Source organism: Centipeda periodontii DSM 2778, from assembly GCF_000213975.1.
GTDB lineage: Bacteria > Bacillota > Negativicutes > Selenomonadales > Selenomonadaceae > Centipeda > Centipeda periodontii.
Genome location: NZ_GL892076.1, coordinates 2658809 through 2674405, shown reverse-complemented (window position 1 = coordinate 2674405; position 15597 = coordinate 2658809). Strand labels below are relative to the sequence as shown.

At 56.4% G+C, this 15597-nt stretch carries 16 protein-coding genes and 1 tRNA gene; 15 read left to right on the top strand and 2 right to left on the bottom strand.

What is annotated here, in order from left to right; all coding sequences use genetic code 11:
- Positions 1 to 176: 176 nt before the first annotated feature.
- A complete protein-coding gene (locus HMPREF9081_RS12265) occupies positions 177 to 1523 on the top strand; it encodes an MFS transporter (RefSeq protein ID WP_006307731.1) in 1347 nt (448 codons plus the stop codon).
- Between the two features lie 74 nt (positions 1524 to 1597).
- On the opposite strand, the gene HMPREF9081_RS12260 is transcribed toward HMPREF9081_RS12265, so the two are convergent.
- On the bottom strand, positions 1598 to 1831 hold the full coding sequence (locus HMPREF9081_RS12260) for a hypothetical protein (protein WP_006307730.1): 234 nt from the start codon (positions 1829 to 1831) through the stop codon (positions 1598 to 1600).
- Between the two features lie 118 nt (positions 1832 to 1949).
- Positions 1950 to 3308, bottom strand: coding sequence for a GHKL domain-containing protein (locus HMPREF9081_RS12255; RefSeq protein ID WP_006307729.1), 1359 nt, complete (start codon positions 3306 to 3308; stop codon positions 1950 to 1952).
- Between the two features lie 105 nt (positions 3309 to 3413).
- On the opposite strand from HMPREF9081_RS12255, the gene HMPREF9081_RS12250 reads away from it, so the two are divergent.
- From HMPREF9081_RS12250 to HMPREF9081_RS12195, 14 genes are all read left to right on the top strand, one after another.
- Positions 3414 to 4145, top strand: coding sequence for a LytR/AlgR family response regulator transcription factor (locus HMPREF9081_RS12250; protein WP_040395256.1), 732 nt, complete (start codon positions 3414 to 3416; stop codon positions 4143 to 4145).
- A gap of 225 nt (positions 4146 to 4370) precedes the next feature.
- Positions 4371 to 5033, top strand: coding sequence for a hypothetical protein (locus tag HMPREF9081_RS12245; RefSeq protein WP_040395253.1), 663 nt, complete (start codon positions 4371 to 4373; stop codon positions 5031 to 5033).
- Between the two features lie 33 nt (positions 5034 to 5066).
- A complete protein-coding gene (locus HMPREF9081_RS12240; RefSeq protein WP_006307726.1) occupies positions 5067 to 7064 on the top strand; it encodes a clostripain-related cysteine peptidase in 1998 nt (665 codons plus the stop codon).
- 37 nt (positions 7065 to 7101) lie between these two features.
- Positions 7102 to 7506: a DUF4870 domain-containing protein gene (locus tag HMPREF9081_RS12235; RefSeq protein WP_006307725.1), complete on the top strand. Its 405-nt coding sequence runs from the start codon at positions 7102 to 7104 to the stop codon at positions 7504 to 7506.
- Between the two features lie 32 nt (positions 7507 to 7538).
- Positions 7539 to 7778: a hypothetical protein gene (locus HMPREF9081_RS12230; RefSeq protein WP_006307724.1), complete on the top strand. Its 240-nt coding sequence runs from the start codon at positions 7539 to 7541 to the stop codon at positions 7776 to 7778.
- Between the two features lie 37 nt (positions 7779 to 7815).
- Positions 7816 to 7950, top strand: coding sequence for a hypothetical protein (locus tag HMPREF9081_RS14655; protein ID WP_006307723.1), 135 nt, complete (start codon positions 7816 to 7818; stop codon positions 7948 to 7950).
- Between the two features lie 151 nt (positions 7951 to 8101).
- Positions 8102 to 10033: a SpoIVB peptidase S55 domain-containing protein gene (locus HMPREF9081_RS12225; protein ID WP_006307722.1), complete on the top strand. Its 1932-nt coding sequence runs from the start codon at positions 8102 to 8104 to the stop codon at positions 10031 to 10033.
- A 26-nt stretch (positions 10034 to 10059) separates the two neighbouring features.
- Complete coding sequence (gene murA / locus HMPREF9081_RS12220; protein ID WP_006307721.1) at positions 10060 to 11355, top strand: UDP-N-acetylglucosamine 1-carboxyvinyltransferase; 1296 nt, start codon at positions 10060 to 10062, stop codon at positions 11353 to 11355.
- Positions 11356 to 11410: 55 nt separating this feature from the next.
- Positions 11411 to 11551, top strand: coding sequence for a six-cysteine ranthipeptide SCIFF (gene scfA, locus HMPREF9081_RS13495; RefSeq protein ID WP_006307720.1), 141 nt, complete (start codon positions 11411 to 11413; stop codon positions 11549 to 11551).
- Positions 11552 to 11629: 78 nt separating this feature from the next.
- Positions 11630 to 13027 carry a thioether cross-link-forming SCIFF peptide maturase gene (gene scfB / locus HMPREF9081_RS12215; protein ID WP_006307719.1) on the top strand — a complete coding sequence of 466 codons (1398 nt, stop codon included), beginning with the start codon at positions 11630 to 11632 and terminating at the stop codon, positions 13025 to 13027.
- Positions 13028 to 13096: 69 nt separating this feature from the next.
- A tRNA-Gln gene (locus HMPREF9081_RS12210) sits at positions 13097 to 13172 on the top strand.
- A 129-nt stretch (positions 13173 to 13301) separates the two neighbouring features.
- Entirely contained in the window at positions 13302 to 13718 is a 417-nt protein-coding gene (locus HMPREF9081_RS12205) for a DUF4418 family protein (protein ID WP_006307718.1), read from the top strand.
- Entirely contained in the window at positions 13715 to 14920 is a 1206-nt protein-coding gene (locus tag HMPREF9081_RS12200; RefSeq protein ID WP_006307717.1) for an ABC transporter permease, read from the top strand. The genes HMPREF9081_RS12205 and HMPREF9081_RS12200 overlap by 4 nt, the downstream gene beginning before the upstream one ends.
- A complete protein-coding gene (locus tag HMPREF9081_RS12195) occupies positions 14917 to 15597 on the top strand; it encodes an ABC transporter ATP-binding protein (RefSeq protein ID WP_006307716.1) in 681 nt (226 codons plus the stop codon). The genes HMPREF9081_RS12200 and HMPREF9081_RS12195 overlap by 4 nt, the downstream gene beginning before the upstream one ends.

Here is a 15597-nt window from a genome sequence, read left to right as displayed (position 1 = left end):
GATAAGCTCGTGATCTTTCACGGGCTTTTTTTTATGCACTGAACTATGAAAAGACACTCAGATGTGATCCTCCTTCTTGCATTTTCATTATAGCGTGACTATAATAGAGCCTGTTTCGTTCTTTCTCTGATGGGGCGGCGATACATATGACCGCACGCCATGAAGGAGGTTGTTTCATGATTTTGGATCGGTTGGAGAATCTGCCGTTGGGCAGATTCCAGTACAAGCTGCTTGCTGTGACGGGGCTTGGCTGGCTGTTTGATGCGATGGACACGGGGCTGATCGCATTCGTTCTGCCGGTGCTCGCGCGCGAGTGGGGGCTTACGCCCGCACAGGCGGGGTGGATTGGCTCGATTGGGCTGATTGGGATGGCTCTTGGTGCGGTGCTCGCGGGGACGATTGCAGACCGCATCGGGCGCAAGCAGGTGTTTACGATCACGGTTCTCCTCTACAGCATATCGACGGGACTGTGTGCCGTGGCGTGGAACTATGAGTCGCTGCTTGTGTTCCGCTTCCTCGTGGGCTTTGGTCTGGGAGGGGAGCTGCCTGTGGCGGCGACACTGATGAGTGAGTATGCCCCCGCACGCCTGCGCGGTCGCTTCATTGTTCTCCTTGAGAGTTTTTGGGGACTGGGCTGGCTTGCAGCGGCGTGCATTGCCTATCTTCTGATTCCTGCGCTTGGCTGGCAGGCGGCATTTCTCATCGGTGCGCTGCCTGCGCTCTATGTGTTCCTCCTGCGCCTGCACATGCCGGAGTCGATTCGCTATCTGCTCTCAAAGGGGCGTGTGGATGAGGCGAAGGCGATTATCCGTGACATCGAGCGTCAGCTGAAGATGCCGGAGCGTCCGTTCCTCGATCAGCTCGCACCGGGCAGGGTTGAGGCGGAGCGTGTGGAAACACCGGGCTTTGCAACGCTCTGGGCGAAAGGGATGCGCCGCCGCACGACGATGCTCTGGCTGGCGTGGTTTGGCATTGTGTTCAGCTACTATGGCATCTTCATGTGGCTGCCCTCGATTGTTTACGCGCAGGGGTTTGAGATCGTGAAGACGTTTGAGTATGTGCTTATTATGACGCTCGCGCAGCTGCCGGGCTACTATGCGGCGGCATATCTGGTGGATGTGATTGGGCGGCGGTATACGCTCGGACTGTTCCTCCTCATGAGCGGTGTGTGCAGCTATTTCTTCGGCAATGCGGGCGAGGTGACAACGCTCCTCATCTGGGGGGCGGCGATGAGTTTCTTCAACCTCGGTGCATGGGGTGTGATCTACACCTATACGCCGGAGCAGTATCCGACGTCGATGCGCGCGCTTGGCAGCGGCTGGGCGGCAGGTTTTGGACGCATCGGCGGCATGATCGCCCCGATGCTTGTGGGCGTGATGCTCGCAAATGCGTTCCCGATGAGTGGTATCTTTATGATGTTCGCGGCGGTCTTCGCGCTGATCTCGGGCTCGGTGATCCTCCTCGGGCGCGAGAGCAAGCAGCAGACGCTGGAGGAGTTGGAGCATTCGCTCGGCGAGACGTGAAGTATACGCATAAATAAAAAAGGCAGCAGTACGAAATCGTCGTACCGCTGCCTTTTTGGGCTGGTGGCTTAGTATTACTCGGTCCATTCCTGGTAGTAGTTGCCATCCGCATCCTCTACATGAACCGCATAGTTGCCGTCCTCGTCCACGACTGCAACAGCGACGTTGCCGTCATCGTCTACCTCAGCATAGACGTAGTTGCCGTCCTCGTCATAGCCTTCGTATTCATCTGCCGAGGCAACGCTCATCGTGCCCAGCATGAATGCGCATGCGCCCATGACTGCAAATGCCTTGTACCATTTTTTCATGATGATCTCTCCTTTGTAAATGACCGTGATCGCCTTTCGGGATCATTATTGCAAAAAAGCAGAAACATTGCAATAGGATTTGGAAAAGTGACGAAATCATACATGAAAGTGATATGTTTTAGGATTGATTCTTGAAATCTTGACCGAGTGGAAGCTGCATGAAAAAGCGGAAGTATCCGTCCGTATGCTCGGTGAAGAATTCAGCACCGTATTTCTCCGCAAAGATCTCAACGGAGCGTGTTCCGTATCCATGTCCGGCGTCAATTCTGCGTGTCGGGAGCCCTTTCGGAGAGAGTTTGAGGGGGCTGGAGCAGCGGTTCTCGATGGAGAGGAAGATGCTGTCCCCCGCTGTGCGTGCACGGACACGGATGTCACGCGCAGCCTCTGCCTCGCGTTCCTCCGCCTGTATGGCATTCTCAAGCAGGTTGGAGAGAAGGAGGGCGAAGTCGACCTCTGCGGCGAATGTGGAGGGGGTGTCAATCTTTACCTCGATGGGGATGTTTTTTTCACGCGCCTGCTGCACGTAGACAGCGAGGGCGGAATCGACCATTGAGTTCTCCGCAAAGTGTTCGACGCTTGTTGCGTCGATCTGATAGTTGAGACTTTGGATGAGCTTGATTGCCGCCTCGTCCTCGCCGCGTGCGATGAGATCGGCAAGCATTTTGGCGTTGTGGCGGAGATCATGGCGAACGATGGCGAGGCGTGCCTGCTTGTCCTGCAGGGAACGCGTATAGGCTCTGAAGGAGTTCATACGGCGCAGGAGAGTAAGGCTGCGTTCGGTCGTCGCTGCCTGTTGGAGGATGTGTTCGAGTCCGCGCCATGCGACCAGTGCAATGAAGATGGCGGCACCGGCGAGGATCAGGCGCGAGATAAAGAAGTCGAGCACGAGCACCTTATCTCCGACCGAATGGAAGATCTCATGAAAGAACACGAGGAAGGGCAGCGGGGCAATATAGAGCCAGAACCGCTCCGTGCTGATGGAGGAAAAGCGCAGGAAGATCTGACGGAAGAAGGGCAGAACGAGAGGGAAGGTCAAAAGATAGAGGGCGAGATAGATCAGAAAGAATAGATAAACATAATCAAAAAAATGGTCAACGCTGACAAAGAGGAGTGTCAGGATGGCGGCGCATGTGGCGATTGTGGTGGCAAGGATCTGCTGGATACCGAGGATAAACGCATGCTGCGCCAAATAGGGGCGGATGAGAATGAGGTTGAGGGCGAAGTATGGTGCATAACCGGCAAAGAAATAGATGTGCTTGTAGGTTTCCAAGGTGTATGAAAGAATGTTTGAAAAGATGAGCAATAGAATCAGGGCATTCTCACAGAAAAAGATGGTCGCATACCCATGCAGCAGAGTTTTCCGTACTTCGTCGCCCAGGACAGTGCGGAATGGGAGGTAGCGCAGATAGACGGATGGCAGCATCGTCATTGTAAACAGAAAGGTCGTGACAACAATCGTAAAATTATACTCAATCATAAGAAACCACCCCTGTTTTCATTCACATTATTTTGTGGTATTATACGATGTGATATAAGATTCGTCAAATCTATGCAACTTGCTATGATGAAAAGGAGGACTGCTGTGCTGATTGCCATTGTGGACGATGAACCGGAGGTGTGCGCGGCGGTACGCGACTATCTCATCCATATTCTGGAGAAGTATTGGGCAGAGAAGGCGACACAGATGGAGGTGACGCTCTTCGACAATGCTGAAGCTGTTTTAGAGGCGTTTGAACAACGAACCTATGATCTTCTCCTCCTTGATATCCGTATGCCCGGCATTGGCGGGATGGAAGCGGCGCGACGCATTCGCGAGAGGAACAGCGATGTCGGTATTATTTTTCTCACGAGCAGCGAGGAATACCTGATGGAGGGCTACCGTGTCTTTGCCGACGGTTATTTCCTAAAGCCTGTGGGCATGGACGAGGAGGCGTTTCGTGCAGCTCTTGATCGCGTGTTTGAACGCCGTGCGAAGGCGACGCATGTGCTCAAGGTTCACTACAATGGGAAGCCGCTTGAAATCCTCTTGAATAAGATTCATTATGTCGATCTTGCGGGCGGTCGGCTACACATCGCACTCGCAAAGCAGGAGCTCTGCCTTACGCGCCCCTATACATACGAGTGGGTGGTGGAACAGCTCGGTCATGATCCGCGGTTTCTTGAGTGCTATCACCGCGTTTTGGTGAATATGGACACGATCGAACGCATGGACAAGGAAGCGTTTGTTCTTATAAATGGGGCGGAGGTGCCGATCAGTCAACGGCGGCGGAGCAGCGTGCGGACTTCGTATATGCAGTATTTGCTGAATAAGTAAGTAGGTCAAACATCCTAAAATTCTTCAATTAGCGTTAAAAACAAGACGTTTTTCGATAAGAATCTATCACTTTCATGTAAGAATATATCACTTTCTGCAACTTCGTTGCAGAAAGTTTATTTTTTTGCAATAATTAGAGCAAGGAAAAAGTCGAAGATGCATCCGGTCAGAAATGACCGTGACTTTTTCCGAATAATTGCTCTGTTGCAAAGGAGAAGTAGGGTTATGAGAACATTTATGTTGGCAAAGAAAATACTCCTTCCGATGATCGCAATTCTCGCGATTCTGCTCACTGCGGGATGCGGTGACGACAAGCCGAAGGAGTCGGCGGACAAGGCGGTGCTCGCCTACGCCGAGCTGTATGCGTATGCCGATACGGACAAGCTTGCCGCGACCGGGATGACGAATGCGCAGAAGGAGCAGATCACGCAGGCGCTCCTGACGGAGTCGGATCAGATGTTCCAGAGCTTCATGCTTTCCAAGGACAATGCGATGGAGATTACAGACTACTACATCGCGGATCGCAAGGCGAACATGGAACTCAAGGCAAAGGTCAAGAAGGACGATGCCAAAAATCCCGTGGTCGAGTTGACGGCGACGCCGATCGACACGGCGGGTGCGAAGAGGCAGATGGATGCGAATCAGGATCTTGTCGCGATGGGCGTCTACATCGGTCTGGCGCAGCAGCAGGGCGTGGACGTGCGCACGGATCCGACCTATCAGCAGGGCGCGGTGGAGTCGTTGAAAGGGGTTATCGATGATATGCCGTATGACAGCGAGAAAACGCTGGATGTGACCTGCGAACTCGTCAAGAGTGATGACGGCAAGACGCTCCACTGGGCACCGAAGGATCCGCAGGCAATCCGCAAGTTCCTCGACGGGGAGTAAGGGGAACATTGCTGCAGGAAGGGAGCATGAATCATGTTGAATGTCATCCGTGTGCTGCGTTCTGTCCTGGGAGTGCTGTTTTTTACACTCATTCTTTCGGGATGCACGGATGAGGGCGTAACGAAGACATATTCACAGTTTCCCGATGCCTACAGCAAGGACGATACATGGCTTGTATCGTGGTATATCTGCGGCTCGGATCTCGAGTCGGAGCATGGCGCGGCGAGTGCGGATATTGAGGAGATGATGGAAACGGATCTGCCCCCCAACGTGCGTGTGCTGATCCTTGCGGGCGGCACGCAGGAGTGGCAGAACGATGCGTTTGAACATCCGCTGAATCTCTATCTCTATGATGCGGATGGTCTGCATGAACTGAAGCACTTGCCGGATGCCGACATGGGGCGCGCCAAGACGCTCACAGATTTTCTGCGTTATGGCGAGGAAAACTATCCTGCCGACCACCGTGTCTTTGTTTTCTGGGATCATGGCGGCGGGAGCGCTGCGGGGGTCTGCTGTGATGAGCGCACGGAGAATATGCTGCGTCTCAACGACTTGCGGCAGGCATTCTCTGCTGTCTATGGGGAGCACCCCGCAGAGCCGCCCTACGAACTTGTCGGATTTGATGCCTGTCTGATGGCAAGCTATGAGACGGCGGCGACACTCGAAGGTTTTGCCCGCTACATGGTCGCCTCGGAGGAGATGGAGCCGGGCAACGGATGGAACTATGATGCGTGGATCGAGGCACTCGGCGACAATCCCGCTATGGGCGGCGCACGGCTGGGCGAGGTGATCTGCGACAGCTATCTTGCGGGCTGCAGGGAGGAGGATACGGAGGAGGAGGCAACGCTCTCCGTGATCGATCTTGAGCGTCTGCCCGCACTCACATCCGCATACGAGGCTTACAGCCGCGATGTGCTTGCCCGTGCGGCGAATCTGTCTCCGGCGTTCTTTGCGGCACTTGACCGTGCGGCGCAGCGTGCGGAGAACTACGGTGGCAATACGCGCGAGATGGGCTATGCGAACATGGTCGATCTGGCGGGGCTGGCACAGGAGACCGCGCGGGAGTTCCCAAGTGCCGCCGCCCTTGTCCGAGCGGTGGAGGATGCGTGTATCTACAAGGTGCATGGCGACTACCGTCGCCGTGGCGGCGGCATCTCCTCCTACTACTCCTATGATGGCGATGAGGACGGATTCTTGGTGTACGTCGATCAGGACGCGGCACTGATGGAGCAGAAATGTCTGCTCTACACCATGCTTTATGGGGAGCTGCCCGATGAGGCAGAGGAGGTGCTCGCGGGGCAGAGCAACACGGGACCTGTCAATGTGCCGGCGGCGGTACCGACGGGGCGTCGGCAGATCTTCAATACCGCTGCGCTTGAGGATCGCGCGGTCGATGTTGACCGTGACGGCAACGCTTTTGTGCGGCTCAGTGCAAATGAAATGGACATGCTGTCGTCGGTGCGCTGCAACCTGCTCTACATCGGTGAGAAAGAGGGGGTCGTTCTCTACCTCGGAAGTGATACGAATGTCGATGCGGATTGGGAGCACGGCATTTTCAAGGACAATTTTGACGGTACGTGGCCGATGCTGGACGGGCATCCTGTCTACATCGAGATCGTGGAGGAGGGGGACGACTACAATCTCTACTCCATCCCGATCAAGTTGAACGGCATGGAGTGCAATCTGCAGGTCGCGTACAGCTATACGGATGAGAAATACCGTATTTTGGGCGCGCGTCGGGGGCTCGAGCCGAACGGCATGAGTGACCGAAATCTCATCCGGCTGAAGCCCGGGGATATGGTGACGACGATTCACTATGCAATGAGTATCTCGGGCGATGATGAGGACTTTACAGCCGTGGATGTTGATACATTCCGTCTTGGCAGCCATCCCGAGGTGCGGGATGAGGAGGTCGGCGACGGAACATATGGCTATCTCTTCGAGTTCGTTGCACCGGCGGGCGAAAGTGCGCTCTCGAATATTGCCGTCTTTGAAATCGAAAATGGCGATATTATGACCTCGGTCGAGTGAGAAAAGCACTGAGAAATACGGAGGAAGGAGGAAATTTATGGCAGAATTTTATGCAGAGGGCGGTGTGCCCGGCGATCTTGCGGTTGGTACTGCGGATGCTGTTCCGACGCAGACAGAGCGCATTCTTGCCGCAGTCGTGCAGGGGGCGTACTTTGTTGGCGGTATTGGCTTTCTCCTTCTCCCCCTTGCATTCTGGATCGTTCTGCGAAATCGGAGCGTGTTTGTCGCGCATCATGCAAAGCAGGCGTTTCTCTCGCAGTGCGTTGTCTTCGTCCTCTTTACTCTTGCGTGCGTGCTCGGGGTAGTACTCGACGATAGCAATATCGCTATTGGGCTGTGTTTTGTCGTCGGGATCCCTTGGTGCCTCGGCGCGGTCTATGCCGTGGTCAAGGCACTCTCGGGCGAGCGCTGGTCTTTCCCCGGGCTCGGTTGGGCCGGGTAAATGAGACTTATCTATTATTGGGAGGTTTTTGTATGAGTAAGAAAAGCCCTGTCCTTGGGGCAGTCCTTGGATTTTTTATACTTGGTTTATTTTATAGTACAGGATTTACCAAGAAAGGTGTGATCGCGGTCCTTGCTCTCGGGTTCATCAGCTGGGGTACGGGGTTGACCGGTATTGCGGAACTGGGGGGCATTGTTGCCATTGTCGGCGCGTATCTCGGGTACAAGTGGACGAAGGAATACAATGCGGCGGTTGGAGACGCCCCTGTGTGAAAAAACTAGGGAAACACTGATAAAATAGACCCTCAGATTGGCGCAGATTTTTCGTCCGATTGAGGCAGCAAACCGGACGCATAGCCAAAGCTATGTGGAGGATTTGCTAACGAAAAGCGGACAAAAAAGATGTGCTAAGATGGCGGTGCTGAATTTATCAGTGTTCCCCTAGCGTAATCCTTTGGTATGTGCTACAATAGAGCGGATAAACTCTATTGTAGCATTTTTTTTGAGGTGACATTTTGCGATATACTTTGAAACGCCTTGCAGCGGCGTCTCTTTTTGCGTTGGCAATAAATTTTCATACGCCGGTAATCCATGCGATGCCGCCGATTCTTCCGTACAGCGAGGTCACGGCGGGCATGCAAGGGACGGCATATACGGTGCTCGACACCTCGGGAGAGATTCGTTCTTTTCCTGTTGAAATCCTTGGTGCGATGGAGGGAGGAAAGGGCTCTCAGCGTATGATTATGGCGCGGACGAGCGGCGAATTTATCGAGCATGTCGGTGGAGTACTCCAAGGGATGAGCGGAAGTCCGATCTATGTGGGCGACCGTCTTGTCGGTGCGCTCGCAGCGGGGCTGAAGGATCTCAGTCCCTACACGTTCTTCATCACGCCGATCGAGGATATGACACCGCTCTGGTCGATGCCGGACACGAAGAATCAGACGAGTATTGATACGGTCGATATCGTGAAGGAGATCGAGGAGCGTAAGAAGGCAGACGAGAAGCGCCGTCTGCGCGAGCGCGAGAAGGCGTTTGCAAAGATGTCGCAGGAGGAGCGCGAGGCGGAGTGGCGCGATATGATCGCGGCTCTGAACGGTGAAAAGACGGAGGCTGAGGGAGATCAGCCGACAGAGAAAAATACAGAGGCCGAGTCTGAGGCAACGCATGACGAGGCGTCCTCGGACAAGGCAGATGCACATACAAGTACTGCCGAGGAGAAGGCGTATTTCTTCACGCGCGGGTTCAATGCGGCGGGACTCCGCTACCTGCAGGACAAGATGCCAATGAACGGCGTTTCCCTGCTTCCGCTCGGCGGTTCCGGCGCAAATACGCAGATCCATACGCGCTATGATGCCACCCTTGCGGGCGGACAGCCCGTCGGTGTGGCGCTTGTCTATGGTGATTTCAGCATCGGTGCGACGGGCACGGTGACGGCAGTCGACGGCAAGAAGGTCGTGGCGTTCGGGCATTCCTTCATGCACAAGGGAAATGTCAACTACTTCATGACGGATGCGGATGTCATCGGGACGATCGCAGGGCAGAGCAACGGTGTGAAGATTGCAAATATCGGCAGCGTGATCGGGCGCGTCAATCAGGATCGTGAGACGGGGATTGCAGGCGTCCTTGGGACATTCCCGACGTCGGTGCCTATGCAGATCCATGTGAAGGACAATACGCTCGGGACGGAGGAGACGTTCGGCGCACAGATTGCCTATGATGAGGACTTCCTGCCGATTCTCTCGGGCAGCGTTGCCTATGCGGCGATGAGCCGTGTTTCGGATGCGCTCGGCAGCAGCACGGCGCGCATTCGCTTTGCCATTCGTACGAATGCCTACGACGGCGGTCTTTTCGAGCGCCGTAATATGTACTATAGTGCAGCGGATGTCGGGCAGGTTGCCGTGACCGAGCTGCTGCAGGCGATGAACCTGATCGTGACGAATGCGGAGCAGGAGTCCGATGTCATCGATGTCGATGTGGATGTGGAGCTGAACGGCGAGCGGCAGACGGCGCTGCTCGTTTCGGCGACGCCGGATAAGATGACGGTAAAGCCGGGTGATACGGTGACGTTCCAAACGAAGATCCGTCCCTACCGCAAGGCGGAGGAAACGCTTTCGATTCCCTATCGGGTGCCAAAGACACAGCCTGCGGGGACGCTGAACCTCGATATTCGTGGGGGCGGATTTGTACCCGTGAATCCGCTGATGCTGCTCGCACAGGCGGGGCTTGAGGTGCCGGACGATGAGGAGAAGTTCAAATCAACGGGCGACCGGCTCCGTGAGCTTGCGGAGCAGGGGCAGAACAATGAGATCATCATTGCGCCGGGTGCAGCGCCCGCACCGACCTCCGAGAAGGAGATGAAAAAGCGCATGAAGGCGGCGGCAAAAGCGTCGGCGCGTGCAGCAAAGGCGGAGCCGGAGAAGCGTGTGACACTGCTCGCGGATTCCAAGATGAAAGACGAGAAGGAGAAATTCTTCGCGCCGTACGTGATTGAGAATGTGATACACGCGATGCTCAAGGTAGAGGAATGAGCTGACCGCAGGGAGGGGAACGGCGAATGGAACAACTGGTCATTCATGGAGGAAATGCCCTGCGCGGACGTGTGAAGATCGGCGGTGCAAAGAATGCGGTGCTGCCGATTATTGCGGCGGCGCTCCTCGGCAGTCGCGGCGTGAGCGTGCTGGACGATGTGCCGGCGCTCGAGGATGTCTATACGATCTCCTCGGTGCTGCGCTCCCTCGGCGTGCAGGCGGACTACTCCGCCGCAGAGCACAGGTTGACGATCGATGCGTCGCGCATCGAAACACTGGCGGCACCCTATGAGCTCGTACGCAAGATGCGCGCCTCCTTTCTGATCATGGGGCCACTGCTCGCGCGTGAGGGGCGCGCGGAGATCTCTCTGCCCGGCGGCTGTGCGATCGGGACGCGTCCCATCGATTTGCATCTCAAGGGCTTCGAGGCGCTTGGTGCAAAGATTGACATTACGCAGGGCGCAATTCATGCCTCCGCGCCGCACGGGCTCAAGGGGGCGAGCATTTATTTCGATTTCCCGAGCGTCGGCGCGACGGAGAATGTGATGATGGCGGCGTCCTGCGCTGACGGACAGACCATCCTTGAGAATCCTGCGCTCGAACCGGAGATCGTCGATCTCGCAAACTATCTGAACGTCATGGGCGCGCACATCCGCGGCGCGGGGACGAACCGCATCAAGATCGACGGAGTGCCGGGGCTCATGGCGGCAGACTATACGATCATCCCCGACCGCATTGAGGCGGGGACGTACATGGTCGCAGCAGCGATGACGGGCGGTGATGTCTTCATCGAGAATGCGATCAGCGAGCATCTGAAGCCTGTCGTGGCAAAGCTCCAAGAGGCAGGCGCACAGATCGAGGAGGATATCGCGGGCGTTCGCGTGCGTGCTGATGGCAAGATGAAGGCAATCGACCTCAAAACGATGCCCTACCCGGGCTTTCCGACGGATATGCAGGCGCAGTTTATGGCAATGCTCGCGGTTGCGGAGGGGACAAGTGTCGTGACGGAGACGGTGTTCGAGAACCGATTTATGCATGTCGATGAACTCGTGCGCATGGGCGCACAGATCCGCGTCGACGGACGGACGGCGACGGTTGAGGGCGGACGTTCGCTCACGGGCGCAGCTGTCAGGGCAACCGATCTGCGTGCAGGTGCGGCGATGGTGCTCGCGGGGCTCGTGGCGCATGGCGAAACGCGCGTCGGTTATATCCATCACATCGACCGCGGCTATGATGATTTCGTGGCGAAATTAGTCGCACTCGGCGCGGATATCAGCCGCGTGGAGGGCGAATGGACGGAGAGCAAAAAATCACTTGCATAAATGGAATTTATGCGATAGAATTGTGTAGGAACGACCGATTGAGGAGGAATGAGTCATGAAGCACATCAAGACGGTCAACAAGCCGACGATGCAATCCACGCTCTACACGGGCGGCTGTGGCGAATGTCAGGCGTCCTGCCAGTCCGCCTGCAAGACTTCCTGCACGGTGGGCAACCAGCCCTGCGCGAAGAAGTAAGGTAGGGGAATCGGCACAGCCCTTCTCGTTTGCGAGAGGGGCTTTTTCTGTGTGTTTTTCAGGAACAGGGGAGAACAAATGAACGTCCGAACGCATAAGTTCAAGCAGAACGATATGCACATTCTCGTCGATATCAACAGCGGTGCCGTCCATGTGATCGATGAGATGATCTACGATATGATGGATGACTTCGACGGGACGAACGACGAAGCGGTCATCGCGCGCCTTGCCGGGCGCTATCCTGAGGCGGAGCTGCGCGAGGCGGCGGGGGAACTTCACGAACTGATGACGGCGGGCGCGCTCTTCGCCCCAGATATCAATGTGCCGCCGACGTTCAAATCGCACGGACTCGTGAAGTCGCTGTGCCTGATGGTGGCGCAGGACTGCAATCTGCGCTGCAAATATTGCTTCGGTGACGGCGGCGCCTACGGCGGGCATCGTGCCGTCATGAGTCCGGAGGTCGGGCGCGCGGCGGTGGACTTTATCATCAATGGATGCGGACCGCGCAAGCACTGTGAGATCGACTTCTTCGGCGGCGAGCCGCTCATGAATCTGCGCACGGTGAAGGATGTCACGGAGTACGTGCGAAAGCGCGAGCAGGAGACGGGCAAGGAGTTCAAGCTGACTCTCACGACAAACGGGATGCTCCTCTCGGACAAGAATATTGCGTGGCTGAACGACAACAACATCTCCGTCGTGCTCTCATCGGACGGGCGGCGCGAGGTGCATGACGCCATGCGTCCCGATGTGCGCGGCAACGGCTCGTATGATGTCGTCATGCGAAATTTCAAGAGGCTCGTGGACGCGCGTCATGGCAATGACTACTATCTGCGCGGGACGTATACGCGAAAGAACCTCGACTTTACAAAGGATGTGCTCGCGATGAACGAGGCGGGGTTCGACATCCTCTCGATGGAGCCGGTCGTGCTCAAGGACAGCCCGCTCGGCTTTACAGAGGAGGATCTGCCGCGCATCTTTGCCGAGTACGATCATCTGACCGAGACGTATCTCAGCCGTGTGCGTGCGGGCAAGGGGTTCTTCTTCTTCCACTTCAACATGGATCTCAATCACGGACCGTGCGTTGCGAAGCGCCTCGCAGGCTGCGGCGCGGGGCACGAGTACTACGCCGTCGCGGAGAACGGCGATCTCTACCCGTGCCACCAGTTCGTCGGGCGCGAGGACTATCGCCTCGGCTCGGTATTCACGGGCGTGGAGAATACGGAGCTGCCGACGTACTTCCGCAACTCGCATGTCCTCAATAAGCCACTCTGCCGTGACTGCTGGGCGCGCTTCTACTGCAGCGGTGGCTGTCACGCGAACGCCGACCTCTTTCACGGGGACATCCGTCATCCGTATGAGCTGGGGTGTGAGATTCAGAAGAAGCGCCTCGAATGTGCGATCCTTGTGCAGGCGGTGCTTGCGCTCGAACAGGAAGCGGCGGAGGAAACACAGGAGGATCTGCGCAAGCGGGCGTGATTTATTAAAAAATCCCTTGACAAGCAGTATGGTATCCGTTATAATTCTCCATGTTGCCGCAAGCGACACAGGGGTATCGCCAAGTTGGTAAGGCACGGGATTCTGAATCCCGCATGCGTTGGTTCGAGTCCAGCTACCCCTGCCATTGTAAATTCAGAGCCGCAGATGTCTGCGGCTCTTTTCTTTGTATGTAATATTTGTCATTGAAAATTATTCCAAATTTTGTTACTATATTCCGAAATGAGTTACATATAAATAAAGGAGCTGTTGTTATATGAATCATGAAAAGCGCAGGTTTGGCATCACGGACGTACTGCTGCTCGTGCTGAATCTTATCTTTTTTGTCGGCATACAGACGGTATTTGCGCCCTGTGAGGCGCGCCCCGACGGTTCGTGGATGACGTGTCACTGGGCGGGGCAGGCACTCATTGGGATTGCAGCAGTACTTGTTGTGATTGCCCTCATGCATCTCGTTGTTCCACGCGCACAGATCAAACTCGGGCTGGCGCTCGCGATGCTCCCACTGTCCGTGTTTGCCCTCGTTCTGCCGGATCATCTCATCGATCTCTGCATGATGGAGACGATGCACTGTCATACGGTGATGCAGCCGGCGGTGACCGCGCTCTCCCTGCTGAACATCATGCTTGTGCTTGCGGACATCTATGTCTATCGACGGGGGGAGAACGGATGAACTTCGCATATCTGCTTGCCATGCGCAACTGTCGCAGGAATGCGGCACGCTCTGCTGTGCTTGTCGCGCTTGTGGCAATTCTCGCGCTCGTGATCTTCGGCGGCTCCGAGGTGCTGCTCGGACTTCAAGGGGGGCTCATGCGCTTTCAGCAGCGGCTTGGGGCAGATGTCGTGGTACTGCCGAAGGAGGCGGCGGAGGCACAGGCACTTGAGGGGGTGCTCGTACAGGGCGTGCCCGCGCATTTCTATATGGAGGAGCACTACCTCGACGATCTGCGTGGGATGGTGGGGGTGGCGCAGGCAACACCACAGTTTTTTCTCGCCTCGGCGCATGCGGGGTGCTGCTCGGTGGCGGTGCAGCTGATCGGTTTTGACCCCGTAACGGATTTCACGATTCGACCGTGGATGCAGGAGATTCAGGTTACGGAGATGGGGTTCGGCGACATCCTTGTCGGCAGCGGTATATCGGTTCCTGCGGACCGTGTGCTGACATTTTACAACACGCCGTGCCGCGTGGTTGGACGGCTGAGTCCAACGGGGACGGGGATGGATACGGCAGTCTATACGAATATGGAAACGATGCGTACAATGATGGCAAATGCGGCATCGCTCGATTTCGACTACTTCCAAGGGATTCCAACGGAAAATGCCATCTCTGCCGTGATGATTCGGACAGCGGAGGGGTTCACGCCCGATGGGCTCGCGGCTGCCATCAATGAGAGCTATCCCGCACTCTCGGCAAAGCCGGCGCACGGGATGGTGCATCATGTGGAGGCGGGGCTCGGCGGCATTCTCGAAACAGTCGGTATCCTGATCGCATTTGTTTGGGTGATTGCCGTTGTCGTTCTCGGCATCGGATTTCATCTATCTGCGCGGGAGCGGCGGCGTGAGTTCCTGATCCTGCGCATCGCGGGCGCAACACGCTCCTTCTTGCTGCGATTGATGCTGACGGAGGCGGTTATTACCTCGGCGGCAGGCGGGGTGGCAGGCATCGCCATCGGCGCGATTGTCCTACTGCCGTTTGCCGGACTCATGAAGGAGGGGCTGATGCGTCCCTATCTCCTGCCGGATGTCGGCACGATTGCAATGCTCGCCGCGAACACACTCGCTGTGGCAATCCTGTCAGGAATCCTCTCGGCAGCGTGGACGGTGGGGCGCGTGACGAATACGCAAATCAGTGAGATGCTGCGGGAGGATGGATGATGGAACTTCGTGCGGAGAAAATCAGTCAGGACTTTTTGCGCTATAGTGCAAAGGATGGCTATTTCATAGCGGTGCAGGAGACGGATTTCTGCCTTGCAGCGGGGACGCTTACGGTGGTAACGGGGCGCTCGGGCAGTGGGAAGAGCACGCTGCTCCATATCCTCGGGGGGCTGATGAAGCCCGTGACAGGGCGTGTGCTCGTGGATGATGTGGACCTCTATGCGGTGGGGGAGGATGCACGTACCCGTCTGCGCAGCCGCCACATCGGCATCGTGCCGCAGCGGCTGATGTCACTTGCAAGTTTGAGCGTGCGCGAGAATATCCTGCTGCCCACACTGCTTGCGGGCGAGGCAGAAAAATTTGCCCCGCGTGCGGATGAACTGATGGAACGCCTCGGCATCCGAAAACTCGCGGCGGTCGCGCCGTCGGAACTCTCGGGCGGGGAGCAGCGCCGCGTGACAATTGCACGCGCGCTCATGATGCAGCCCGGAATCCTGCTCGCAGACGAGCCGACGGGCGACCTCGACGAGGAGAATACGCAGAGCGTTCTCAGCCTCCTGCGCGAGACTGCCGACGCGGGCACTGCCGTCCTCCTCGTCACGCACGAGAGCGAAGCACGGAACTACGCCGATATCTACTATACGATGGAAGCAGGGAAGCTGGAACGAAATACATAG

Excerpts from the sequence above, each read along its gene's own strand:
- scfA (WP_006307720.1), top strand. The coding sequence starts at position 11,411 with ATGAAGCACATCAAGACGGTCAACAAGCCGACGATGCAATCCACGCTC.
- HMPREF9081_RS12255 (WP_006307729.1), bottom strand. The coding sequence starts at position 3,308 with ATGATTGAGTATAATTTTACGATTGTTGTCACGACCTTTCTGTTTACA.
- HMPREF9081_RS12230 (WP_006307724.1), top strand. The coding sequence starts at position 7,539 with ATGAGTAAGAAAAGCCCTGTCCTTGGGGCAGTCCTTGGATTTTTTATA.
- scfB (WP_006307719.1), top strand. The coding sequence starts at position 11,630 with ATGAACGTCCGAACGCATAAGTTCAAGCAGAACGATATGCACATTCTC.
- HMPREF9081_RS12260 (WP_006307730.1), bottom strand. The coding sequence starts at position 1,831 with ATGAAAAAATGGTACAAGGCATTTGCAGTCATGGGCGCATGCGCATTC.
- murA (WP_006307721.1), top strand. The coding sequence starts at position 10,060 with ATGGAACAACTGGTCATTCATGGAGGAAATGCCCTGCGCGGACGTGTG.
- HMPREF9081_RS12265 (WP_006307731.1), top strand. The coding sequence starts at position 177 with ATGATTTTGGATCGGTTGGAGAATCTGCCGTTGGGCAGATTCCAGTAC.
- HMPREF9081_RS12235 (WP_006307725.1), top strand. The coding sequence starts at position 7,102 with ATGGCAGAATTTTATGCAGAGGGCGGTGTGCCCGGCGATCTTGCGGTT.
- HMPREF9081_RS12245 (WP_040395253.1), top strand. The coding sequence starts at position 4,371 with ATGAGAACATTTATGTTGGCAAAGAAAATACTCCTTCCGATGATCGCA.
- HMPREF9081_RS12200 (WP_006307717.1), top strand. The coding sequence starts at position 13,715 with ATGAACTTCGCATATCTGCTTGCCATGCGCAACTGTCGCAGGAATGCG.
- HMPREF9081_RS12240 (WP_006307726.1), top strand. The coding sequence starts at position 5,067 with ATGTTGAATGTCATCCGTGTGCTGCGTTCTGTCCTGGGAGTGCTGTTT.
- HMPREF9081_RS12195 (WP_006307716.1), top strand. The coding sequence starts at position 14,917 with ATGATGGAACTTCGTGCGGAGAAAATCAGTCAGGACTTTTTGCGCTAT.
- HMPREF9081_RS12205 (WP_006307718.1), top strand. The coding sequence starts at position 13,302 with ATGAATCATGAAAAGCGCAGGTTTGGCATCACGGACGTACTGCTGCTC.
- HMPREF9081_RS12225 (WP_006307722.1), top strand. The coding sequence starts at position 8,102 with ATGCCGCCGATTCTTCCGTACAGCGAGGTCACGGCGGGCATGCAAGGG.